Source organism: Dokdonella sp., from assembly GCF_035511235.1.
Taxonomy (GTDB): domain Bacteria; phylum Pseudomonadota; class Gammaproteobacteria; order Xanthomonadales; family Rhodanobacteraceae; genus Dokdonella.
The window spans coordinates 48,923-71,740 of the sequence record NZ_DATKFQ010000014.1 but is presented as its reverse complement, the minus strand read 5'-3'; the positions used below and the strand labels follow the sequence as shown (position 1 = coordinate 71,740).

The 22,818-nt window shown below is 70.1% G+C and carries 25 protein-coding genes and 1 tRNA gene; 12 read left to right on the top strand and 14 right to left on the bottom strand.

What is annotated here, in order from left to right; genetic code table 11:
• The first annotated feature begins 3 nt into the window (after positions 1-3).
• From VMR06_RS08265 to VMR06_RS08235, 7 genes are all read left to right on the top strand, one after another.
• Positions 4-537: a hypothetical protein gene (locus VMR06_RS08265; RefSeq protein WP_325375044.1), complete on the top strand. Its 534-nt coding sequence runs from the start codon at positions 4-6 to the stop codon at positions 535-537.
• Complete coding sequence (locus tag VMR06_RS08260) at positions 527-1,873, top strand: AAA family ATPase (RefSeq protein ID WP_325375042.1); 1,347 nt, start codon at positions 527-529, stop codon at positions 1,871-1,873. Before VMR06_RS08265 ends, VMR06_RS08260 begins: the two co-directional genes overlap by 11 nt.
• Positions 1,870-2,202, top strand: a complete 333-nt coding sequence (locus VMR06_RS08255) for a hypothetical protein (protein WP_325375039.1) — start codon at positions 1,870-1,872, stop codon at positions 2,200-2,202. Before VMR06_RS08260 ends, VMR06_RS08255 begins: the two co-directional genes overlap by 4 nt.
• The gene (locus tag VMR06_RS08250; RefSeq protein ID WP_325375035.1) at positions 2,199-2,489 is read left to right on the top strand and encodes a hypothetical protein; all 291 of its coding nucleotides are present in this window, start codon (positions 2,199-2,201) and stop codon (positions 2,487-2,489) included. The genes VMR06_RS08255 and VMR06_RS08250 overlap by 4 nt, the downstream gene beginning before the upstream one ends.
• An 80-nt stretch (positions 2,490-2,569) precedes the next feature.
• Positions 2,570-3,610: a phage major capsid protein gene (locus VMR06_RS08245; RefSeq protein ID WP_325375033.1), complete on the top strand. Its 1,041-nt coding sequence runs from the start codon at positions 2,570-2,572 to the stop codon at positions 3,608-3,610.
• Complete coding sequence (locus VMR06_RS08240) at positions 3,607-3,810, top strand: hypothetical protein (protein WP_325375031.1); 204 nt, start codon at positions 3,607-3,609, stop codon at positions 3,808-3,810. The genes VMR06_RS08245 and VMR06_RS08240 overlap by 4 nt, the downstream gene beginning before the upstream one ends.
• Positions 3,800-4,015: a hypothetical protein gene (locus VMR06_RS08235; protein WP_325375029.1), complete on the top strand. Its 216-nt coding sequence runs from the start codon at positions 3,800-3,802 to the stop codon at positions 4,013-4,015. Before VMR06_RS08240 ends, VMR06_RS08235 begins: the two co-directional genes overlap by 11 nt.
• Before the next feature lie 440 nt (positions 4,016-4,455).
• Here the strand turns inward: VMR06_RS08235 and VMR06_RS08230 are convergent, their stop codons facing one another.
• The 3 genes from VMR06_RS08230 to VMR06_RS08220 all read right to left on the bottom strand — a co-directional run bounded on the left by VMR06_RS08230 (position 4,456) and on the right by VMR06_RS08220 (position 5,995).
• The gene (locus tag VMR06_RS08230) at positions 4,456-4,962 is read right to left on the bottom strand and encodes a hypothetical protein (RefSeq protein WP_325375027.1); all 507 of its coding nucleotides are present in this window, start codon (positions 4,960-4,962) and stop codon (positions 4,456-4,458) included.
• Positions 4,963-5,202: 240 nt separating this feature from the next.
• Complete coding sequence (locus VMR06_RS08225; RefSeq protein ID WP_325375025.1) at positions 5,203-5,781, bottom strand: DUF6680 family protein; 579 nt, start codon at positions 5,779-5,781, stop codon at positions 5,203-5,205.
• 138 nt (positions 5,782-5,919) lie between these two features.
• Positions 5,920-5,995 (bottom strand) — tRNA-Asn (locus tag VMR06_RS08220).
• Between the two features lie 440 nt (positions 5,996-6,435).
• Here VMR06_RS08220 and VMR06_RS08215 point away from each other — a divergent pair.
• Entirely contained in the window at positions 6,436-7,278 is an 843-nt protein-coding gene (locus VMR06_RS08215; protein ID WP_325375023.1) for an alpha/beta hydrolase, read from the top strand.
• 183 nt (positions 7,279-7,461) lie between these two features.
• Here VMR06_RS08215 and VMR06_RS08210 read toward each other — a convergent pair whose 3' ends face one another.
• A complete protein-coding gene (locus VMR06_RS08210) occupies positions 7,462-7,731 on the bottom strand; it encodes a hypothetical protein (RefSeq protein ID WP_325375021.1) in 270 nt (89 codons plus the stop codon).
• Between the two features lie 248 nt (positions 7,732-7,979).
• Here VMR06_RS08210 and VMR06_RS08205 point away from each other — a divergent pair, with 248 nt between their 5' ends.
• Entirely contained in the window at positions 7,980-8,198 is a 219-nt protein-coding gene (locus tag VMR06_RS08205; RefSeq protein ID WP_325375019.1) for a hypothetical protein, read from the top strand.
• A 238-nt stretch (positions 8,199-8,436) separates the two neighbouring features.
• On the opposite strand, the gene VMR06_RS08200 is transcribed toward VMR06_RS08205, so the two are convergent.
• The 4 genes from VMR06_RS08200 to VMR06_RS08185 all read right to left on the bottom strand — a co-directional run bounded on the left by VMR06_RS08200 (position 8,437) and on the right by VMR06_RS08185 (position 13,036).
• Positions 8,437-9,018, bottom strand: coding sequence for a Slp family lipoprotein (locus tag VMR06_RS08200; protein ID WP_325375017.1), 582 nt, complete (start codon positions 9,016-9,018; stop codon positions 8,437-8,439).
• Between the two features lie 84 nt (positions 9,019-9,102).
• The gene (locus VMR06_RS08195) at positions 9,103-11,082 is read right to left on the bottom strand and encodes a DUF3488 and transglutaminase-like domain-containing protein (protein ID WP_325375015.1); all 1,980 of its coding nucleotides are present in this window, start codon (positions 11,080-11,082) and stop codon (positions 9,103-9,105) included.
• Positions 11,079-12,062: a DUF58 domain-containing protein gene (locus VMR06_RS08190; protein WP_325375013.1), complete on the bottom strand. Its 984-nt coding sequence runs from the start codon at positions 12,060-12,062 to the stop codon at positions 11,079-11,081. The genes VMR06_RS08195 and VMR06_RS08190 overlap by 4 nt, the downstream gene beginning before the upstream one ends.
• A complete protein-coding gene (locus tag VMR06_RS08185) occupies positions 12,062-13,036 on the bottom strand; it encodes an AAA family ATPase (RefSeq protein WP_325375011.1) in 975 nt (324 codons plus the stop codon). The genes VMR06_RS08190 and VMR06_RS08185 overlap by 1 nt, the downstream gene beginning before the upstream one ends.
• Before the next feature lie 66 nt (positions 13,037-13,102).
• Between VMR06_RS08185 and VMR06_RS08180 the strand changes: the two genes are divergently transcribed.
• The 3 genes from VMR06_RS08180 to VMR06_RS08170 all read left to right on the top strand — a co-directional run bounded on the left by VMR06_RS08180 (position 13,103) and on the right by VMR06_RS08170 (position 17,173).
• A complete protein-coding gene (locus VMR06_RS08180) occupies positions 13,103-14,659 on the top strand; it encodes a glycosyltransferase family 39 protein (protein ID WP_325375009.1) in 1,557 nt (518 codons plus the stop codon).
• 67 nt (positions 14,660-14,726) lie between these two features.
• Positions 14,727-15,839, top strand: coding sequence for a YjgN family protein (locus VMR06_RS08175; RefSeq protein ID WP_325375007.1), 1,113 nt, complete (start codon positions 14,727-14,729; stop codon positions 15,837-15,839).
• Positions 15,836-17,173: a M48 family metallopeptidase gene (locus VMR06_RS08170; protein WP_325375005.1), complete on the top strand. Its 1,338-nt coding sequence runs from the start codon at positions 15,836-15,838 to the stop codon at positions 17,171-17,173. The genes VMR06_RS08175 and VMR06_RS08170 overlap by 4 nt, the downstream gene beginning before the upstream one ends.
• 136 nt (positions 17,174-17,309) lie before the next feature.
• On the opposite strand, the gene VMR06_RS08165 is transcribed toward VMR06_RS08170, so the two are convergent.
• From VMR06_RS08165 to VMR06_RS08140, 6 genes are all read right to left on the bottom strand, one after another.
• Complete coding sequence (locus VMR06_RS08165) at positions 17,310-18,257, bottom strand: electron transfer flavoprotein subunit alpha/FixB family protein (protein ID WP_325375003.1); 948 nt, start codon at positions 18,255-18,257, stop codon at positions 17,310-17,312.
• On the bottom strand, positions 18,254-19,003 hold the full coding sequence (locus VMR06_RS08160) for an electron transfer flavoprotein subunit beta/FixA family protein (RefSeq protein WP_325375001.1): 750 nt from the start codon (positions 19,001-19,003) through the stop codon (positions 18,254-18,256). The genes VMR06_RS08165 and VMR06_RS08160 overlap by 4 nt, the downstream gene beginning before the upstream one ends.
• Positions 19,004-19,500: 497 nt before the next feature.
• A complete protein-coding gene (locus VMR06_RS08155) occupies positions 19,501-20,397 on the bottom strand; it encodes a hypothetical protein (RefSeq protein ID WP_325374999.1) in 897 nt (298 codons plus the stop codon).
• The gene (locus VMR06_RS08150; RefSeq protein ID WP_325374997.1) at positions 20,394-21,413 is read right to left on the bottom strand and encodes a diguanylate cyclase domain-containing protein; all 1,020 of its coding nucleotides are present in this window, start codon (positions 21,411-21,413) and stop codon (positions 20,394-20,396) included. The genes VMR06_RS08155 and VMR06_RS08150 overlap by 4 nt, the downstream gene beginning before the upstream one ends.
• Complete coding sequence (locus VMR06_RS08145; protein ID WP_325374994.1) at positions 21,410-21,985, bottom strand: chemotaxis protein CheB; 576 nt, start codon at positions 21,983-21,985, stop codon at positions 21,410-21,412. Before VMR06_RS08145 ends, VMR06_RS08150 begins: the two co-directional genes overlap by 4 nt.
• Positions 21,982-22,818, bottom strand: a complete 837-nt coding sequence (locus VMR06_RS08140) for a CheR family methyltransferase (protein ID WP_325374990.1) — start codon at positions 22,816-22,818, stop codon at positions 21,982-21,984. Before VMR06_RS08140 ends, VMR06_RS08145 begins: the two co-directional genes overlap by 4 nt.

Here is a 22,818-nt window from a genome sequence, read left to right as displayed (position 1 = left end):
CGGATGCAGCCTGAGCCCTCAAAACGACAGAGCCCGCGCGAGGCGGGCTCCGGAAATCGCTTGCGTCTTGGCGGACGCAGCGAGTTTACCATCCGAGCCGATCCCCTTGAACTGGTGCTGTCGCGTCTCGATCGTGTGCGCAAGTGCGGGCGAGGATTCATTGCTCGCTGCCCTGCGCACGAGGACCGATCGGCAAGCCTGAGCGTCGCGGCGGGCGACGACGGCCGATGCCTCCTTCACTGCTTCGCGATGTGCTCCGCCGCTGATGTCGTCGCGGCGATCGGCTTGCAGCTTGCGGACCTCTACGCTGAGAGGGTCGTGCCGCAGACGCCGGAGGGTCGGCGCGAGCTGCGGCAGTTCGCCCAGATCGCGAACTGGCGCGCAGCGCTGAACGTCCTGAGCGTCGAGGTGCTGGTCGTCGAAAGTGCGAGCCGGCATCTGATCGACGCGGGTCCGCTCGGCGAGATGGATCACGAGCGTCTGATTCTCGCCGCGCATCGCGTCGCAGACGCCAAGGCGGTACTCGATGGCCGCTGACTGGAAACGACTGGACGAGCAGTACGCGAGCGACGTGGGGACGCTGACGCGATTGCGCGGGCAAGGAGGTGAGCCCTCAGCTGCAAGAGCGAGCACCGGCCAACCGCTGCGATTGGTCGACCTGTCCGGGCTGTTGGCCGAACCGACACCTGCGCCGACGTTCGTCATTGACGATTTGATCCCTGATCGCGAACTGACGATGTTGGGTAGTCACGGGGGCTTGGGAAAAACCGGCGTGGGCCTGGTTTTGTGTGCTCACGTCGCCAGTGGCGCGAACACATGGGCAGGCTTCCCCGTCGAGGACGGCGCCGCGCTGTTCGTATCGCTTGAGGATCGGGCCGACGTCTTGCGCTACCGGCTTCGGAACATCGTAGAGGCGTATGCGCTGGATGCCGAGAAGATCGAGCGCAGACTGACCGTGCTGGATGGAACGGCCGGCGACGCGTCGCTGGCCACTGAAGTGAGCGAGCTTGGCGTGCGGAGGCTCGCATTCACGGCCACGCTTGAAGAAGTCGCCGAGCACGCAGCCGGCAAGCGCATCGTGGTCATCGACAACGCTTCCGATGCCTTCGCCGGCAACGAGAACGAGCGACGGCAGGTGCGGGCGTTCTGTCGCGAACTTGCCAGGATCGCTCGCGAACACGATACCGCCGTGGTGCTGCTGGCTCATGTCGACAAACATGCGGCGCGGTTCGGTTCGCAGGGCAACAGCTACTCGGGCAGCACCGCTTGGCACAACTCCGTCCGTGCGCGGCTGGCCCTGGTGGCGACCGAGGGCGGGGTCGAACTGGTTACGGAGAAGCTTCAGCACGGGAAGATGGCGGATCCGGTGCAACTGGTCTGGACCGATACGGGTGTGCTGGTCCCAATCGACGCCAGAGTTGCGCAAGCGAGCGTGGACGCGACACGCAACGCGCGGGTGTCCACGGACGCCGCGCTCGTCGCGCGCGCCGTACAGGCCGCCCACACGTCAGGCATCACCGTGCCAACGGCGACGACGGGACCGAAGACAGCGCGGCACGTCCTGAGCACGCTTCCGGAGCTCCCAGAGCACCTGCAGGGCAAGTCGGGGACCGACCGATTCAATCGCGCGCTGATCCATGCACTGCGGCAGTCCCTGATCGTCGAGCAGGAGTATCGCGACGATCACCGCCACCAGAAGCGGCGATTCGTGCCGCCGGAATGCGCGGCGGTTATCCCCCCTATACCCCCCTGCGCACAACCGCCGCAGCCGGATGGCGCGGTGATTCGCGGCAGTTCCAATCCTGAGCGAACCGCCGCACAACTGCCGCGGACCGCCGCAGCGACGTTTGAAACCGAGGAGGTCGACCTATGACCTCAACCGCCGAGGCCCTGATCGAGTCGCTCGCTCGTCGCGGTGTCCGGTTGTCGCGACGCGGCGATCGGCTTCACGTTGAGGCACCTCGCGGCACCGTGACCGCGGCGCTCCGAGAAACGCTGCTCGCCCGCAAGCCGGAGCTGCTGGCTGCTCTGACCGCGGAGAATGCCACTGCGACGCGCCGAGCCATCTTGCACTTCCGCCTGAGCGGGCACGCGCCGAACGCATGGGCGACTGCCCTCGGACGCCCTGGCGAGCCGCTGGAACGCCTGCAGGCCGAGTTGGGCACGCGATTCGGTGATCGGCTGCTGGAGACGCGAGCGTGAGCCGCTGCCCGACATGCGGCGCCTGGACCGAGGTCGAGGCCGAGCACGACGAAGCCGCCGAGCTGCTGGCCGCCTACCGTCGACACTGCGCCGACCACGGCCATCACATCCTGCCGGGCGACCGAGTTCCGGAGCACGTCGCGGCGGAGCTGGTCGGGCGAGCGCCGGGCACGCTGCGCAATTGGGCTGGTGCCGATCGCCCGCTGCGGTTTTCACAGATCCGCGGACGCAGAACCTATCGCCTGGACGACATCGCCGCGTTCGCGCTACAGCGCCCCGTCGATTGATGCACGAACCTGCACGAATCCGCATGGTGTCGTCGCGAGCGAGCCTCGACCATGAGCGCTCACCTGATGGAGGAAGCCACATGAATCACCCTGTCGTCTCCAGTATTCCGAAAGGGCGCCAGTTCGTTCGTGCGCTGATCGTGCGCGGTGTGGGCGCCGCGATCGATCCGGACGCAGCCGAGACATTCGCGCGCGGCCGCTGGGGCGCCGGTCTCGCGGACCGCATCGCCAAGGCCGCCGTGCCGGCGCTGACCAGCACGGACGTCGGCAGCCCGGCAGCCACGGAGTTCTTCGACCGCGTTCGGGAGCTGTCGATTCCGGGACGCCTGTCCGGTCTGCGGCTGGTGCCCTTCGGTGTACGCATGCTGGCCATGACCGCTGGATCGCGGGGTTACTGGGTCGGCCAGGCGAAGCCCAAGCCGCTGAGCAAGCCCGCCGTGATGGGCGCAACGCTGGCCAGCCGCAAGGTCGCGGCGATCGTTCCGGTGACGCGTGAGGCGCTGTTCGCAGCCGGCCCCGTGGCTGAGGCGGCGCTGCAACGGGATCTGGAGCGTGCGGTTGCCGAGGCCCTCGACGTCGCATTCATCGACTCGACCAATGCCGGCATCGCCGACGAGATGCCCGCCTCGATCACGAACGGTGTGGCGCCGATTCCGTCGACGGGCGATCCGAGCCAGGACATCGCCGCGCTGATCGCCGGCTTTGCGGGCGACCTGGCATCGGCCTACTTCATCACCGATCCCCAGACGGCAGCGCGTATTGCACTCGCGCGCGACGGAGGTGGCTCCTTCGCGTTCCCGGATGCCGGCCCGCGTGGCGGCACCATCCTCGGCATCCCGTTGCTCACCAGTCGCGGATCGCCGCAGGACTCGGCCGGCGGCCAGATCGCCCTGGTCGATGCCTCAGGCGTCGCACTGGCGATGGAGAGCCTCGACATCGAGGTTTCCGAGCACGCCACGCTGCTGATGGCGGACGATCCGGACGAAGGCGCCGCCGCGCAAGTCTCGCTCTGGCAGACGAACACGGTCGCGTTCCGTGCCGAAGTGCTGGCGAACTGGGACGTGCAGCGCGCCGGCGCCGTGGCGGTCGTGACTGGCGCCAGCTACGGGAGCGCATCGTGACGCTGGCCGAGATCGCGAAGGGCGTGGCCGACGTCGTACGCGAGCACGTGAGCAGAGCATTCGGCCCGCTGGCGATCCGCATCGGGTCGCTGGAACGCCGCCTGGACGCACTGGAGCGCGAGGCCGGCGAGCAGCGCACCACCGCCAAGCGAGTTGGCCGCTGGACCGGAGATCGCTGGGATGAGCGGCATGGAGCGTGAGCAACTGATGCGAGAGCTGGCGGCCCTCATCGGCCGCCATGCAGCCTGGCTGTCGCGCGAGGACTTCGAGGACGCCTGCAGCGCGGCGGCGAACGGTTACTTCGAAGCCGTGCCGAACGGCCAGATCATCGAAGCATTCAAGGCCGAGCTGGCCGCGGGCTCAGCCGTGGCGCTGGTGTGTCCGCCAGAGCCCGGGGGGCGGTGAAGAAATCGAAGGTCGAACCCTCAGGACACCGACTGCCCTCAGCCGCGTGCAAGAAGCCAGTTCGGAAGGGGAAAACTGATGGTCAACCGAACGTTGCCGTTCACGTCTGTGCGGACTGGGACTCGCTGACATGTGGCCTTTCCGCCCTAAGCCCCCTGATCGCTGGCCCCACCTTCGATCCGGCAACGATGCCGAGCGGAAGCCGAACGAGGCGCCCGCCGCTTCGAACCCGGCCGCTGATTAGCTTGAGGCCTTCTAGTTCTCCGATATCACGATGCAGCGAGGCACGCTGGGCAAGCTCGGCTCTTCGCTGCTTCTGTCGGTCGACCTGGGCGATCTCCAGGTGCCAAAGCGATTCCCGATCCGGTTCGGCGACCGCGTGTGGATCGAGTTCGAAGGCGGCGCGCACGACATCATCGGCTGGGGCCAGTTCGAGTACGTCATCCAGATAGGGTCGGCAGTAGTTCTGAGACTAGTCGCGCTACGTCAGGGATCCTCGCCAGACCAGCGTCCATCAGGCGCTCTACGAGGCGTTTCAGCGCGTGGCCTGGGAGGGCTCCCAGGTGCTCTCTGATCGCGGACTTCTCGGCGATGGGAAGATCACTTCTCTCGATCTGGGCGGCGATCAGCGCCTTCAGTGTCGCCTCTTCGAAGCGCACGGTCACGACTCCCTTTCTCGCTGTAAGCCCTCCGTCGGCTTGCAGGTGATCAAGCCCGGCGACTGTTATGCGGGCCGTAGCGATTGTGATCTCACCATCGCGATCCTGACTGCCCGTCACGTCGATATAGCCGTGCCCTCGGAGGTACACAAGATTCGCCGCCGCTACGGGGCCGTCGATAGTCTCGCCGAGGAGTATGCGCACCTCGAGCACGCTGAGAGCTCTGGGATATACCTTGCCGAGCACGGTGAGAATTTGTTCGTACACATCCCGATCGACAAGCGTCATACGTCGCCCTCCATGCGGGCCGCTGGTGGTCTGGTAACCCTCAGCGTACCGCAAGGTGGGCGGCGCTCACGCTGGCTCGTGTCAGCCTGCAAGGCCCTCAAGTGAGAAACCGAATGGCTTGCCTTCCTTGGCTCCGATTTCGAGGACGGCGATCAGGCTGCCGGTGGACTTCCCATCAGTCCGGCAGTGCACTTACGCAAATCCCCGCCAGCGTCATCCAGAGTCCATACTTCCTATTTGTCATGGAACTGGTCCGCCGCGCGCCTCATCTACTTGGACGGATGGCAGGCCTGATGGGGACTTGTTGAGCGCCTGAATCTCCGCAACTTGGGTGACGAACACCGGCAGAGAGGCTTTGCCAGCTGCGAGCAAGGCTACATACTCGTACGCCTTCGATACGCGCTGTTCATGATCGGCCCAGGCGCGAGGGGCATACGCGCCGAAGCGCCCGATACGAAGTTCTCGCGCCAAGGCTTTTTTGCCCAAAGCCGTAGCCATTACCGACAGTAGGACGATGAGGCAGGTGTGATAGCGCGGTAGCCAATCGGGAGAGCCCATGCCCGCTGCGTTTACATGCGCCATCAGATCACGCCACGCGTCGAGCACATGTTCGTGGTCTGTGAAAGCTACCTGCACCGAGTTCAGTGCACGAACGCTGTCAAGATGAAGCTCCGAACCCCGACTTGCCATCAACGTTCCGAAGACACGCATCTGCGCATCTCGCCGCTCTTTACGTGATTCCCGCCAAAGTGAGACCACGACCGCGGCGAGGGGGCCTGTGAACGTTGCTAAGACGATAGCCCAAGAACTTGCATCCACGGCGTTTGCACTCCATAGCAGGCCTGGCGGCCCATGTTAGAGCTGGGCAAAGTCAACGCAAGTATCGCTGTAGGTATCGCTGTTGCAGCGACGGCCAACAGAAAAAGGGCTTGCATCGCTGCAAGCCCTTGATTCATCTGGCTCCCCGAGACGGACTCGAACCGCCGACCCAGTGATTAACAGTCACTTGCTCTACCGACTGAGCTATCGGGGAAAAGAGCCGCGCATTCTCTTCGCGACGATGCCCGTCGTCAAGCCTTGTGTGCCACGCATGATGGCTCGGATCCGATCCACGCTTCGCGTGGTCGGCCGCGCATCGGATGCCTTCCCCTGCCCGATCCGGCCGATGACCTCGATCGGCCCGACTCCCCGAAAGAGGGATCGCCCGCATGCCCGATTCGGGGGTGCACGCCGGGTCCGCCGCGGCGCATGATGCGCGGGACGCCGGGCGCGACGCCCGGTGCCCTACGCCCACCTGTTCCGCGGAGGATCCCGATGCCTCGAGACCGGACCGAACCCCTGCTGCCCTCGCGCAGGGATCTGTTGCAGGCAGCGATTGCGGCCGCCGCTGCGGTCGCGCTGCCGACGCTGTCGTTCCCGTTCGCCGCCCAGGCGGCACCCGCCGCTCAACCACCGATGAAAGGAGTTGATTCCATGATCTCCAGCTACGTCCAGACCCAGGACGGCGTCCAGATCTTCTACAAGGACTGGGGTCCGAAGGACGCCCAGCCGATCGTCTTCCACCACGGCTGGCCGCTGTCGTCCGACGACTGGGATGCGCAGATGCTGTTCTTCGTCCAGCACGGCTATCGCGTCGTCGCCCACGACCGCCGCGGCCACGGCCGCTCCTCGCAGGTCAGCGACGGCCACGACATGGATCACTATGCGGCCGACGCGTCCACGGTCGCCGAGCATTTGAACCTGCGCAACGCCGTGCACATCGGCCACTCCACCGGCGGCGGCGAAGTCGCCCGCTACGTGGCCAAGTTCGGTCAGCCGCAGGGGCGCGTCGCCAAGGCCGTGCTGGTCAGCGCGGTGCCGCCGCTGATGCTCAAGACCGACGCCAATCCGGAGGGACTGCCGCGCGAGGTCTTCGACGGCTTCCGCAAGAGCCTCGCCGACAATCGCGCCCAGTTCTTCCTCGACGTGCCGGCCGGTCCGTTCTACGGCTTCAACCGCAAGGACGCCAAGACCTTGCCGGGCGTCGTCCAGAACTGGTGGCGTCAGGGCATGATGGGCAGCGCGAAGGCGCACTACGACGGGATCAAGGCGTTCTCGGAGACCGACCAGACCGAAGATCTGAAGACGATCACCGTGCCGACCCTGGTACTGCACGGCGACGACGACCAGATCGTGCCGATCGCCGATTCCGCGCTGAAATCGTCCAAGCTGCTCAAGAACGGCACGCTCAAGGTCTACAAGGGCTATCCGCACGGCATGCTGACGACGCACGCCGACGCGATCAATCCGGACCTGCTGGCCTTCGTCAAGAGCTGAGGCGCGCGCGCCGTCCGCGCGGCAGCGGCGCTCCGCCAGAGCTGAGATTGGAACCTGCGGCCGGCCGGAGCGATTCCGGCCGGCCGCTTGTCGCTCGGGCGTGTCAAACCGAATCCCGATGCCGCCCGCAGCGGTATCGGCATCGCCTTCGCCCTGTCGGCCACAGCGCCGGCGCGTACCGCGTCAGCGACGCAGACGGCCCAGCAGGAACGCGGCCGCCGCGACGGTGGCCAAGGCGGCCACCGGTCGATCGCGCACCAGAGACGCGGTGCGCTTGAGCACCGACTCGCCGGTATCGGTCACCACGACGCGCAGCGACGCGGCCGCATCGTCGAGCGCGTCGATCACGTCGCCGAATACCGGCCGGCCGGGATAGCGCAACGTCGGCGTGTCGGCGGGCAGCCGTTCCGGCACCGCGCCGTCGATCCGGCTCTGGAATGTTTCAGGTCTCATCTTGGGCCTCCGAGACATCGAAGAAAGCGCGAGCTCCCGCCAGCCCGCAGTCTGGATCTCGCTGGATGAACATCGCCCGGCAGCGCCGGGTTCGACCGCACCGGCGATGGCACCGATGGGCCGGATGACCGTCTTACCGCATCGGCGATCACGCCACTGCGATGGAGGCCACATCCCGGCCCGGCGACGGCCCATTAGGATGGGCACCGGAGCTTCCGGCTCCGATGACGCTCGGGGGAGTCGTCGCCATGCGCAGAATCGTGATCAGGGAACACGAAGGCATCTGGATGTTCGAGGGCGAGAACGCCGACTCGGTACGCGCCGATTCGCCGCTGAGAGCCGCGATGGCCGCACTGGAGTACGGGGAGACGCTGCGCGGCAAGGCACTGGGCTACATCATCCGGCTCGACCACCGCCGCGCCGGTTCGCCGCAGGACTGGATCACGCTGCATTCGCGCGTGTTTTGAATGCCGGGGCGCGCCGGCCGCGCGACCGCATGGACACTTGCGCCGGTAGGAGGCGACGGCCCGGATGCGCCTGGCGGCCATTCGATGGCGATCGATCGCCGCCCGACCGGCCAGACGAGCCGCGTCGACATCGTGACCGCCCGGCTGCGACCTGGGTGGCGAGCGGCACGCCCCGAAAGCCGGGACCAGGCGATCGATCGGCGGCGTCCGCGATCGACGCGAAGGCGCTCAGGCCAGGTCAGCGTCCCTTCGGCGGCGGTTCCGGCTTCGGCTTGACGATCACCACCGGCGGCACGCCCCAGTACGGGCCGTAGCCGTACGGTCCCCAAGGGCCCCAGCCGCCGCGATACCAGGGATCGTAGAAGAACGGGTCGTAGGCGCCGACGACGCGCGCGGTACGCTCGGGCCAGAGGTAGATCGTCGTGGCGTCGACGCGCGGATAGACGTAGTCGTACTCGCCGACGCGGCCGGTCTCGGTGCCGCCGAGGGTGCCGACCACGGTCACCTCGCGGCCGCGGCGAAACACCTCCGGATCGTAGAAGCCGGCGCGGCAGGCCAGGAAGCGGCCCTCGCTGGCATCGCGCGCGAGCGGCCGCGCGCTGTCGCCGAGCGGCCGGCCGAGTATCTCGAAACAGGTGGTATCGGCCTTGGGATCGACCTTGATGATCTCACCGCCCCAGCGCACGGCCTGGCCGGTCTGGGCGCCGCGCGCGCCGTCGGCCGGCGTGGACGCGGCGAACTGGCCTTGCAGCGGCTTGGGCACCGTGGCGCAGGACGCCAGTCCCACGCCGAGCAGGGCGATCACGAGTGGATTGCGCATGACACTGGACCTCAACGTTCGAACCTGGACGCACCGATACGACGCGAGGACGGATGGAACGGACGCGACGTCGCAGCACCGATGCTACTGGACAGCGGATGGTACGCGGAATTTCCGCACCTCACGGCCGAACGCGCGCACCTGTTCAGCCGTCGGCTCGGCGGCGCCGTAGCGCAGCGCGACGTAACGGTCGACCAGCGCATCGAACGCGGCATCGCGCAGCGCCAGACGCTGCCGCACCGAAGCCGCGAAATCGAGCGGTCCCTGCTGCGGCGATACCGCCACGCCGTGACGCGCCAGCCGCCGCCGCAACCGGTCCCAGGCCACGTCGAGACGATCGCCCCGGCGCGGGCCGCGCGTGCCGCGCAGCGCCCATACCGTGGCGACGACCAGCAGCACGACGATCGCACCGGTCAGCAGCGCCAGCAGATGCTCGGGCGTCAGATCGCGGATGCCGAAGCGACCGAGCATCTGGCTCTGGCGCAAGGCGTTGAACTGGATCACCGCACTGGTCCACAGCCGGTTGACGCTGTCGAACTGGTTGCGCAGGTCGCGCAGGAACTCGCCGCCGAACCAGTCGCCGCCGCGATTGGCGGCCGAGGCGCCCTGCTCCACGCGCTGCGGACTGACCGCCGCGGTCGGATCCACGCGCACCCAGCCGCGCCCGGTCTGCCAGACCTCGGCCCAGGCGTGCGCGTCGGAATGGCGCACCAGCAGATAGTCGCCGATCGGATTCCACCAGCCGCCTTGATAGCCGGTGACGACGCGGGCCGGAATACCGGAGGCCCGCATCAGGAACACGAACGCCGACGAGAAGTGCTCGCAGTAGCCGGCGCGCGTCTCGAACAGGAACTCGTCGATCGAGTGGCGGCCGAGCAGCGGCGGCGCCAGCGTGTAGGTGAAGCCGGCGTTGAACAACGCCAGCGCAGTGCGGACGATCGCGACCTCGTCGAGGCCCTCGCGCCGCCACTGTTCGGCCAGCGCGATCGTGCGCGGATTGAACGCAGCCGGATAGGCCAGCGCGCGCGTCCGTTCGGCGCCGGCCAGCTCGGTGGCGAGGCGGTAACGCGTCGCCGAGCGCAGCGCGAATTCCCTCGGCTGGGCGATCGGCGCGTACGAAGTGATCGTGTGATCGCTGCCGAGCCGCGTCTGCTCGGGCGCTTCCAGCGGCACGTCGAGCGCCGGCACCCAGTGCCGCCGCGTCGGCTCGATCACGACGCGATAATCGTGGATCAGCCGGGCGTCCTCGACCGGCTCGGGACGCAGATACGCGCGCGTGTCGCCGCGGGTCCAGGTCGCGCCGTCGAAATCCCACAACACGATCGTGCGGAAGTACTGCTGCGCCGGAGCCGGCGGTCCGCCGTCGAAGTAGACGCGCATCGCCGGCGTGTCGTCGACCAGCAGATCGGTCATCGAACCGGGCTGCATCGAATCGTTGAGGCCGATGCGTGCCTGCTCGTCCCAGCCGGGCGATCCCCACAGCGGTGTGGACAGCCGCGGGATCAGCACGAACGCGGCGAGCGCGGCCGGCAGGCCGGCCAGGACCAGGGCGCCGCCGATCCGGAACGCCGTCGCCAGCGGTCGCGGCTGCCGCGCCACCGTCGGCTGCAGCACGACCAGGGCGGCCAGCGGCACGGTCAGCGCGGCGCAGAGCAGGATCGTCGTCGTCAAAGCCTGATTGAACAGCAGCGCGCTCATCAGCACGAACGCGGAAAACCCGACGACGACGCGCGCATCGCGAATGCTCTCGGTCTCGAGCAGCTTCAGCGCCAGCAGGCCGCAGGCCAGCGCGGCACCCGGGGCGCGGCCGAACACGTTGCCGTACTCGACGATCACCAGCAGCAGCAACAGGCCGGCCAGCGGCACGCGCAGCCAGCTGCTGACCGCGAACGCGGCGCGCCGGCGCAGCCAGGCGCGCAGCGCGACCAGCACGAGCAGCGGCGGGCCCAGCCACAGCGGCAGCCGCTCAAGGTGCGGCGCCAGCGCGACCGCCACCGACAGGCAGAGCAGATCGAACTGGCGCGTGTCCGGGCGTCCCTGGACCGGCGGCATCGCGGTGCTCATGCGGCCGGCAGCAGCGCCAGGGCGCGCAGGCAATCGGCGCGATGGCCGGCACCGATCGCCGGCCCGAACGACTGGCCCGGCAGCACCAGCACGAAGGCCTCGCGACCGGCCGAGGCCTGCAGCACCCAGGCGGTCAGGCGGCTGATCCGGTCCTCGTGGCCGAGGCCGTGCAGCGCCTCGTAGTCGAGCACCAGCGCGAGGCCGGCCTGGCGCTCGTGCTCGCGCGCGAGCAGGCGCTCGTGACGGACCGAGGCGCGCCAGGCGATGCGCCGCGGCGGGTCGTGATCGCGATAGTCGCGCAGACCGGCCAGGTCGTCCTCGGCCTCGCCGGCGCGGTGCGCACCCTCGCGCTCGCCGCCGTGCGGCAGCGGCGGCGCGTCGGGCTCGGGCCTCGGATAGATCAGCACCGAGACGTCCGGATGGATCCAGCTCCAGATCACGAACATGCCGAGCGGAAACGTCGTCGCGATACGCACGCGGCCGGGCCGGAACCAGCCGCGCTCGCGCGCCGGCAGCGCCAGTATCGCCACCGCCTCGCGGCCGCGCTCGACGGCGAAGGCGGTCTCGGCCGGTTCGGCCGAGACACGCAAGGCGAGACGGTCGCGCCGGCCCGGCGCGAACACCAGCTCGACGGCGACATCCGTGCCGGCATGGGCCTCGCCGGCACGGACCTGGATCAGGCGCAGGCCGGACAGGCCGCGAAAGCCGAAGAAGACGCTGACGAAGCAGGCGCCGCCGAGCAGACAGGTCAGCAGCAGGGCCGGATTGTTGCCGTAGTTGAGTGCGCCGGTCAGCATGACCGCGGTCAGCAGCGCGAACACGACGCCGTAGCCGGTCGGCACCACGTAGATGCGGCGCCGGTCGAGCGCGATCGGCAGCGGTTCGGGCCGGCGCAGCCGCGTCAGCGCCGGCAGCTTGCGCTCGGCGAGCGCGGCCAGCCGGGCCCGCAGCGGCGCGAGACGCGCGATCGCGCCGGCCATCAGCGCACCGGCGTCGCGTCCAGCAGACGCCGGGCGAGCGCGTCGCGGTCGCCGTGCGCGTTGCTGGCCGGAGCCAGCCGATGCGCCGCGACGACCGTGAACACCGCCTGCACGTCCTCGGGCAGCACCTGCGGCCGGCCGGCCAGATAGGCGTGCGCGCGCGCCGCGGCGAGCAGGGCGAGGCCGGCACGCGGCGACAGGCCGATGCGGATCTGCGGATCCTGGCGGCTCGCCTCGAGCAGGGCCTGGACGTACTCGATCAGCGCGCGGCTGACCGTCAGCGCCGCGCAGGCCGCGCGCAGCGCGATCACCTGCTCGGCGGCCAGGCACGGCTGCAATGCGTCGAGCACGCTGCGACGGTCCGGGGCGGCCAGCATCGCCTGCTCGGCGGCGCGGTCCGGATAGCCCAGGCTCATGCGCAGCATGAAGCGGTCCAGCTGCGAGTCCGGCAGCGGATAGGTGCCGGCCAGATCGAGCGGGTTCTGCGTCGCGACGACGAAGAACGGCGCGGCCAGCGGATGGCTGCGGCCGTCGACGGTGACCTGTTCCTCGGCCATCGCCTCGAGCAGGGCGCTCTGCGTCTTCGGCGTGGCGCGGTTGATCTCGTCGGCCAGCAGCAGCTGCGTGAACAGCGGTCCGGGATGGAAGCGGAACGTGCCGCCGTCGATGCGGCCCGGCTCGCGCTCGTAGAGGCTGACGCCGATAATGTCCGAGGGCAGCAGGTCGCTGGTGAACTGGACGCGCTGGAAACTGAGGCCCAGCGTCGCCGCCAGCGCATGCGCCAGCGTGGTCTTGCCGACGCCCGGCAGGTCCTCGATCAGCAGATGGCCGCCGGCGAGCAGACAGACGAAGGCCAGGCGGACCTCGCGCATCTTGCCGAGCAGCACGGTGTCGACCTGGGCGGTGGCCCGGGCCAGCGCATCGCGCAGGGCTTCGGGCGAGGTCGGGAGCGGCGGCGAATCGATCAGCTTCATCGGATAACGGGTACCGGTTTGGACACGGAGATGCGGGACAGGCCTGCGGGCAGTGTAGCGACGCCCGTGCGGCGCGACGACCGACGGCGCCTGCAGACCGTGTTCCAGGTCGCATTGTTCACGGTCACGTTCATCAAGATCGTGCTCGCGGCGACGCTGGCGCCGTTCGTCGACGAGGCGTTCTACTGGCAGGAAAGCCGCCACCTGGCGTTCGCCTACACCGATCTGCCACCGCTGACCGCCTGGCTGATCGCGGCCGGCGAGGCGCTGTTCGGCCACGGCACGCTGGCGATGCGCGCGCCTTTCCTGCTGATCGGCGCCCTGCTGCCGCTGCTGGTCGCGCGCCTCGCGCAACGCCTGTCCGGCGATGCTGCGCTCGGCTGGCAGGCCGGGCTGTGGACGCTGGCGATGCCGCTGGCCGGCACGCTCGGCGTGCTGGCCCTGCCCGACGTGCCGCTGACGCTGCTGTCGCTGCTCGCGCTGGACCGCTTCGCGCGTGCCGCCCGCGAGGATCGGCTCGGCGACTGGCTGCTGCTCGGCCTGCTGCTGGCGCTGGCCTGGCTGACGCATCTGCGCGCCGGCATGCTCTGGCTGGCCGGCCTGGCGTTTCTGCTGGGGCATCCACGCGGGCGGCCGTTGTGGCGCAGCCGCGGTCTGTGGGCCGCACTGATCGTCGGTCTGAGCGGCCTGCTGCCGATGGGGCTGATCGATCCGGGCGCCGGCGCCGACGGGCTGCGCTTCCAGGCGATCGACCGCCATCCGTGGCGTTTCCACGCCGATGCGCTGGTGCAGCCGCTCGAACAGGCGCTGCTGGTCACGCCGCTGCTGTACGGCCTGTTGCTGGCGACCCTCGTGACCGGGCTGCGCCGTGCCGATGCATGGCGAGACGGGCCGCTGCTGGTCTTCGCCGCGACCTTCCTCGGCGGCTACTTCGTGCTCGGCCTGTTCGCCGATGCCGAGCGTTTCCGCGTGCACTGGCCGCTGCCGGGCTATCTGCCGCTGCTCGCGCTGCTGCCGCTGGCGCTGCAGCGCTGGCAGGCCGCGAGCCGGCGCATCGGCGCGCTGCGCACGGCCGCCGCGGCGCTGGCGATCACCGGCACGCTGGTCGCTTACGCGTATCTGGCGCTGGCCGCGCATCCGGCCGGCGCCGGGCTGCTGCGCGGCTACAAGGCGTTCCCGGAGCATCTGGTCGGCTGGGACGAGGCCGGCGCGACGCTGCGCGGCCTCATCGCCGATCCGGCCCTGGCCGACCGCGCGCTGGTCGCCGACAACTTCATGCTCGCCGCGGAGCTGGATTTCCAGCTGGACGGCGCGCGCACGGTCTACGTGCTCGACCATCCGCTCAACGCCAAGCACGGCCGCGCCGCGCAGCTGGCGATCTGGCGGCGCGACGAGGCCGCGCTGCAGGCCTTGGGTGATCGCTGGATCGTGCTGGCCGTCGAGGAGACGGCCGGGCGCGAACGCGAGCAGGTGCACTGGCTGGCCGGTCTGTGCCGGCGCGTGACGTTCGAGCGCACGCTGGCGCGCGTGGACCTGCACGAGGGCCGCAAGCGCATCGCGTTCCACGCGGCGCGCGTCGGCGGCGCAGCGACGCCCGGGTGCGCCTATCGGCCGCACGGATGAGCGGCTCGTCGCATCGGCGGCGATCGGGTAGGCTTGCCGGCCGAACCATCAGGGGATGCCGGCACGGATGCAAGATCCACCGATCGTGAGCGCCGGCGCCTGGCCGGAACCGCCGGCGCTGCCCGAACCGATCGCCGCCGTGCCGGTCGCGGTGCCACCGCCGGTGCCGCACCGTTTCGCGTTCGACGGCAGCGCCGGCGAGTACTTCCGCATCTGGATCGTCAATCTCGCGCTGAGCCTGGTGACGCTCGGCGTCTATTCGGCCTGGGCCAAGGTGCGCACGCAGCGCTACTTCTACGGCAATACGCGCCTGGACGGCGTGCCGTTCGAGTATCTGGCGCGGCCGCTGCCGATCCTGGCCGGCCGCATCGTTGCGGTCGCACTGTTCGTCGGCTACGTCCTGGCCGGCCAGCTCAGCCTGTGGCTGCAGATCGGCCTGGCGCTGCTGATCACGCTGCTGACGCCGTGGCTGCTGGTGCGCGGCGCCGCGTTCCGCGCGCGCTATTCGTCCTGGCGCGGCCTGCGCTTCCGCTTCGTGCCGGACTACGGCCAGGCCTACGTGCGCTATCTGTGGCTGGGCATTCCGCTGGTGCTGACGCTCGGCCTGCTCTATCCGTACGTCAAGGCCCGGCAGAAGGCGTTCCTGGTCGAGCATCACCGCTACGGCGGCCAGGCGTTCGGCTTCGAGGCGACGGCCGGGCACTTCTATCCGCCGTATCTGATCGCGTGGGCCGTCATGACGGTCTGGGTCTTCGTCGGCACCGCGCTGCTGACCGCCGCCGCGGTCGCGCTGCACCGGCCCGGCGCCGAGCCGCCGACCGCCCTGGTGTTCGGCTGGATGGCGGCGTTCTACGGCGGCTACTTCGCGATCTGGGCATTCCTCGCCGCCGCGATCGGCAACCTGGTCTACAACCACACGACGATCGGCCCGCACCGCTTCGAGTCGCGCCTGCAGGGCAGCCGCCTGCTCTGGATCTACGCCGGCAATACGGTGGCCGTGCTGGCCAGCGCGGGGCTGCTGATCCCCTGGGCCAGGATCCGGCTCGCGCGCTATCGCGCCGAGCGGCTGGCCGTGCTGGCCGCCGGCAGCCTCGCCGCGTTCGGCGCCGAGCACGGCGAGGACGTCGACGCGACCGCGGCCGAGATCGACAGCCTGTTCGACATCGACGTGGGCCTATGACGACGCATCCGACGCCGCTGCAGGGCAGCTATTTCGACGGCCGCGACGGGCAGCGTCACGCAGTCGACGTCGACCTCGCGCATGGCCGCCTGCGTGTGCGCGGCGATCGCATCGAGCGCGACGAGCCGCTCGACGCGCTAACGATCACGCCGCGCCTGGCGCGCACGCTGCGCACGATCGCGTTTCCGGACGGCGCGCGGCTGCAACTGCCGGACGCCGCCTGTCTGGCGATCTGGTTTCCGCACCGCAACCGGCTCGAGGCGCTGGTCGACCGGCTCGAGCGCTACTACCAGGCCGTCGCGCTCGCGATCGTGGTCTGCCTCGGCGCGCTGGTCGCCGGCTACCTCTGGGGCATCCCGTGGCTGGCCGACCGCATCGCGACGCATCTGCCGGCAGGCGTGGAAGTCGCGCTCGGCGACCAGGTGCTGGCCCTGCTCGACCGCACCGATCTGGACGACACCGCGCTGGAACCGGAGCGGCAGGCCGAACTCGGCGAGCGCTTCGCGGCGCTCGCGGCAGGACTGCCGGACGGCGCGGATTACCGCGTCGTGTTCCGCGGCGCGCCGTCGATCGGGCCGAACGCGTTCGCGCTGCCCGGCGGCAGCATCGTCGTGACCGACGAGCTGGTCGAGCTGTTCGCCGACGATCGTCAGCTCGACGCGGTCCTCGCGCACGAACTCGGACATCAGGTCGGCCGTCACGCCTTGCGCCAGGCGCTGCGCGGCTCGTTCATCGCGATCGCCGCGGCGTTCTTCGCCGGCGACGTGTCGAGCGCGAGCGCGGTCGTCGTCGCGGTACCGACCGTGCTGCTGCAGAACCGCTACTCGCGCCAGTTCGAGGACGAAGCCGATCGCTTCGCCTACGCGCATCTGGCCGGACACGCACTGTCGCCGAGCTGGCTCGGCGCGGCCTTGCGTCAGCTCGACGCCGACCTGCCCGACGACGCCTCGCTGGCCTGGATGTCGAGCCATCCGGCGACCGCGGCGCGCATCGCCGCCGCGAAGGCGGCCGGTGCCGATTTCGTCGCGCAGCACCCTCAATATGCCGGCGACGAGCCCGATCTCGTGCTGGCCGAGGAGGAGACCGGAGGCGGTCCCTGCTGCGCCTGCTGCGACGACGCCGGCTGCGAGGCCGACCGCGAAAACGGCGATGCCGACAGCGGCGCCTGCACCGGGTGCAGCGGCGACGCGGCCGCCGGGGACGACGGCGACGATGCGTGCGAACGCGGCGCTGCCGCCGATGCGGTCGACGCCGGGGCCGACTGCGAAGCCGATCCCGATGCCTGCGCCGAGCCCACCGACGCGGAGGCCGGCGCCGACGGCACGCCGCGCTGAGCGACCGGACGCGGGCCGCGCGGACGAGCCACCCGCGGCGCCGCGCTCGCGGCACCGCACGGCATGCAGGGCGCCGCCGCGCGGCGGCGGTCGGGAACCGCCCGCGATCGATGCGGACGGCCCGGAGCGCGAAGACTCAGCCCAGCGCCTGTTCGAGCTCGGGGATCAGCTTGAACAGATCGCCGACCAGGCCGTAGTCGGCGATCTCGAAGATCGGCGCATCGGCGTCCTTGTTGATCGCGACGATCGTGCCGGCGTCCTTGATGCCGGTCAGGTGCTGGATCGCACCGGAGATGCCGATCGCTACGTAGAGCTCCGGCGCGATGATCTTGCCGGTCTGGCCGACCTGCAGATCGTTCGGCGCGTAGCCGGCGTCGACCGCGGCACGCGAGGCGCCGACCGCCGCGCCGAGCTTGTCGGCCAGCCGGTAGATCAGCTGGAACTGCTCGGCCGAGCCGAGCGCGCGGCCGCCCGAGACGACCTTGGCGGCGCCCTGCAGGTCCGGGCGGTCGGTCTTGCCCTGGGCCAGGCCGACGAAGCGCGTATGCGTCGGCAGCGCGACGTCCGCCGGCAGCGCCTCGACCGCGGCCGATCCGCCGCCGCCGGCCGCCGGATACGAGGCGGTGCGCACGGTGCCGACGATCAGCGCACCGGCCGGCGCCTCGACCGTGACGATCGCGTTGCCGGCGTAGATCGGCCGCTTGAAGGTCTGCGCGTTCTCGACCGACATGATGTCCGAGACCTGCGCCACGCCGAGCAGGGCGGCCGCGCGCGGCGCGACGTCCTTGCCGAAGGTCGTCGACGGCAGCAGCAGATGCGTATAGCCCGAACCGGCGACCGCGGCGATCTGCGGCGCCAGCACCGCGGCCAATGCATGCGCGTTCTCGGGCCGCGCCACCGTCAGCACCTTGGCGACGCCGTCGATCGCGGCGGCCTCGGCCGCGACCGCGGCGACGCTCGCCTCGGCCGCCAGCACCAGCACGTGGATCTCGCCGCCGATGGCCTTGGCGCAGGACACGCTGCGCGCGGTGGCGGTATTGAGTGCGCCGTCCAGATGCTCGGCGACGATCAGGATGCGGCTCATCGGATCAACCCCTTGCTTTTCAGTGCGGCAACCAGCTCGGCGACGTCCTTGACCATGACGCCCTTGCTGCGCTTGGCCGGCGCGGCGTAATGCGTGGTCTTGAGATGATCGCCCGGCTCGACGCCGAGGCTCGCCAGCTCGATCGTCTCGATCGGCTTGGCCTTGGCCTTCATGATGTCCGGCAGCTTGATGAAGCGCGGTTCGTTGAGGCGCAGATCCGAGGTGATCACGGCCGGCAGATCGACCTCGATCGTCTCCAGGCCCGCGTCGACTTCGCGCGTGACGCGCGCGACGCCGCCGTCGACCTCGATCTTCGACGCGAACGTCGCCTGCGGCCGGTCCCACAGCGCGGCCAGCATCTGGCCGGTCTGGTTGGCGTCGTCGTCGATCGCCTGCTTGCCGAGCAGCACGATCTGCGGCTGCTCCTTCTCGACCAGCTTGAGCAGCGCGCGCGCCGCGGTCAGCGGCTGGATCGCCTCGGCGGTGACGACGTGGATCGCGCGGTTCGCGCCCATCGCCAGGCCGTTGCGGATGTGCGCCTGCGCATCGGCCGGGCCGATCGTGGCGACGATGACCTCGCTGGCGATGCCCTTCTCGCGCAGACGCAGCGCTTCTTCCAGGGCGATGTCGTCGAACGGGTTGGCGGACAGCTTGACGCCGTCGGTGACGACGCCGCTGCCGTCCGGCTTGACTTGGATGCGCACGTTGTAATCGACGACGCGCTTGTAGCCGACCAGGATCTTCATCGTGGGGGAATTCCTTCGGACAACTCGGGTAGACGCCGGCAGGCGGCTGACGAGCCGCAGGACCCGCGCCCGCCGCCGCGGGCCGTCATTGTAACGTGAGGCGGGAAGCGCCGCGATTCCGGACAGCGCGGCGCGCCGGGAAACAATCGCGCGGCCGCGGCCGATGCGCAGCGCGTGCGTGCGGCAGATCCGGCGCCGGCGATCGCAGCAGCGCCGGGCCCGGCGCGCTTTCGCCCGCCGCGCCGGCCACGCGCAGCGGCGCGCGCGGCGGAGTTTTCCACAGCGGCCGTGGACAGGCCTGTGGATAGTCCGGGGATGATGCCCTGCAGGCCGCGCCGTTGCGCGCTGTCAACCCAGGTCGATCACTTCTTGATCAGCGCCGTGCACGCCGCGCATCGCACCGCGCCGCCTACGGCATGCGCCGCGATCGCGCAAGTCCCCGGCGACGATCGGCAGGCCCGTGGTCGAAGCGCAGGGGCCCGCGCCGCCGCGGCGCGTCAGCGCGGCACGCGGCACAGGATCGCCGCGGCCAGCCGCGCCGCGGAGCCGGGCGCGTGATCGAAGAACAATGAAGGCTCGACCAGTTCGAGCTCGAGCAGGCACGGCGTGCTGTCGCCGGCGCGGACCAGATCGACGCGCGCATAGGCCAGCGGACCGTCGAACGGCACCGCGGCGAGCACGCGTTCGGCAAGTGCGCGCTCGTCGGCGCCGGGCTCGCGGGCGCTGATCCGCTCGGCCGCGAACAGCGCGTCCGTCGCCGGCGCCGCGCGCCGCAGCAGCGGTCCCTTACGGATCGCATGGCTGTAGCGCCCGTCGATATGCACCAGCGCGGTCTCGCCGTCGACGTCGACGCGGTCCAGATACGGCTGCACGAGCGCGCTGCGCCCGGCTGCTAGCAGACGTGCGATATGCGCCACCGCTGCCGCACGCGCGCTGCGCGGGTGCCGCTCGGCATCGCGCGAACCGGCGCCGACGGCCGGCTTGACGACCAGATCTGCGTCGCCCGGATGTGCATCCACGAACGCGTCCCAGACCGCATCGGCGGCATCGCCCGGCTCGGCAAACGACGACGGGATGATCGCGATGCCGGCCTCGGCGAGCGCCCGCAGATAGTGCTTGTCGGTGTTCCAGGCGATCACGTCGGCCGGATTCAGCAGCTGCGTCGCCGCGGCGACGCGGTGCGTCCAGTCGAGGAACGCCGGCAGCCGCTCGCAGTAGTCCCAGGTCGAGCGCGGCAGCACCGCGTCGAAGCCGCCCCAGTCGACCGAACCGTCGTCCCAGTCGACGGCCAGCGCCTGCGCGCCGGCCGCGTGCAGCGCCGCGAGCAGCGGGGCCATGTCCTCGTCGAGATCGCGCGCGGGCGGCGTCGTCGCGAGCGCGATGCGCGCGCTCATGCCGCGCCGCCGCGCCCGGCGGATGCCGGCGTGCCGTGCCCGCTGGCGGCGCGCTTGGCCGCATACATCGCCGTATCGGCCGCGCGGATCAGGCCGTCGCAGTCGCTGCCGTGCAGCGGGCAGAGCGCGACGCCGATACTGATCCGCACCGCCAGCTGCAGCGGCTCGTGACCGCCGCCCGAGGTCAGCGCCAAGGGCTGGGCCAGGCACATCGCGACGCGCTCGGCATAGGCCGACGCGGCGTCGACATCGGCGACCTCCTCGACGACGATCGCGAACTCGTCGCCGCCGAGCCGGGCGACCGTGGAGCCGCCGCCGCAGTATGCGCGCAGGCGCTCGCCGATCCGCAGCAGCACCTCGTCGCCGACCAGGTGGCCGTGCAGGTCGTTGATCGGCTTGAAACCGTCGACGTCGAAGTACAGCAGCGCGCACGGCGCGCCGCCGGACGCGCTGCGCGCGATCGCACGCTCGAGCACGTCGATGAAGTGGCGCCGGTTCGGCAGGCCGGTCAGGTGGTCGTGGCTGGCCAGGTGGCGGACCTCGGCCTCGGACTGGCGGCGCTCGGCGATCTCGCGCTCGAGCTGCGCATTGCGCTCGGCGAGCTGGCTCAATGCGCGCTTGAGCATCGTGCCGCGCTTGTACAGGTCCAGGAACACCTGCACCTTCGAGCGCAGCACGCGCTCGTCGAGCGGCTTGGTGATGTAGTCGACCGCGCCGGAGTGGTAGCCCTGCAGGCGGTGCACCTCGTCGGCGTAGGTGGCCGACACGAAGATGATCGGCGTCTCGCGCGTGCTCGGCTCCTGCGCGAGCAGGTTGGCGACCTCGAAGCCGCTCATGTCCGGCATGCTGACGTCGAGCAGGATCAGTGCGAACTCGTGGTCCAGCGTTGCCGCCAGCGCCTCGTTGCCGCTGCGCGCCTCGATCACCTCGACGTCGAACCGCGCCAGCAGCGTGCGCACCGCCATCAGATTGGCCGGGGTGTCGTCGACCGAGAGAATCTTGGGTTTGCCGTTCATGCGTGGCACATCCTGTTGAGCAGCGGCGCGATGGCCTCCAGCGGCAGGCAGTGGTCCGCACCGGCCAGCGCGAGCGCGCCCTCCGGCATCGCCGCGGCCTCGGCGGTCGCCGGGTCCTGCACGATCGCGACGCCGCCGCACGCCCGCACGCGGCACAGCCCGGCCGCGCCGTCGTGGTTGGCACCGGTCAGTATCACGGCTACCAGGCCGCTGCCCCAGGTCTCGGCCGCCGATTCGAACAATACGTCGATCGACGGCCGCGAAAACCCCACCTTGGCGTCGATCGACAGCGCGAACCGCCCGCTGCGCTCGACCAGCAGATGATAGCCCGAAGGCGCCACGTAGACGACGCCCGGCCGCGGCCGCACGCGCTCGCGCGCCTCCTCGACCGGCAGGCGGCTGTAGTGGGCGAGCAGTTCGCAGAAGATGCCCATGTCGCTCGATCCGGTATGGCTGACGATCACCGTCGGCACCGGCAGCGCGCGGTCGAGGCCGCGCAGCAGCACGTGCAGCGCGCGCAGGCCGCCGGCCGAGGTGCCGACCACGATCGCCTGGACCGGCCGCGCGCTCATAGGTCGCGCACCGCCCGCCGATAGATCCGCGCGCGGCGGTTGACCGGGACGTAGTCGCGCGCGCTGGCGGCCATTTCCAGATTCTCGCGGCTGCCCAGGCACAGGAAGCCGCCGCGCACGAGGCTGTCGCGGAACAGACGCAGCACGCGATCCTGCAGCGCGTCGTTGAAATAGATCAGCACGTTCCGGCACAGGATCAGGTGGGCTTCGCAGAAGACCCCGTCGCAGACCAGGTTGTGGTTGGCGAAGGTCATGCGCGCCTTCAGGCGCTCGTCGAACTTCATGAAGTCGTAGCGCGCGTGGTAGTAGTCGGCCAGCGAACGGCGGCCGCCGGCGGCGAGGTAGTTCTCCGAATAGGTGCGTGCGTCGCGTGCCGGGAAGATGCCCTCCTGCGCGCGCGCCAGCGCGGCGTCGCTGAAGTCGGTCGCGTAGATCTGCGCGCGCTCGTAGAGACCGGCCTCCTCGAGCAGGATCGCCAGCGAGTAGACCTCCTGGCCGTAGGCGCAGCCGGCCTGCCAGATGTTGATGACCGGATAGGACGCCAGCATCGGCAGGACTTCGTCGCGCAGCGCGCGGAACACCGATGGATCGCGAAACATCTCCGAGACCGGAACCGACAGCCCGGCCACCACGTCGGGAACCAGGCGATCGTCGCGCAGCACGCGCGCGGTCAGGTCGCCGATGTGCGCGCTGCCGGTGCTGTGGACGAGGCCGAGTACGCGCCGCTTCAGCGACGCCGGCGCGTAGTCGCCGAAGTCGTAGCCGTGGCGCAGCTGCATCGCCCGCACGAACAATTCGACCTCGATGTCCTCGATGTCCGCCCTTCCGCGCAT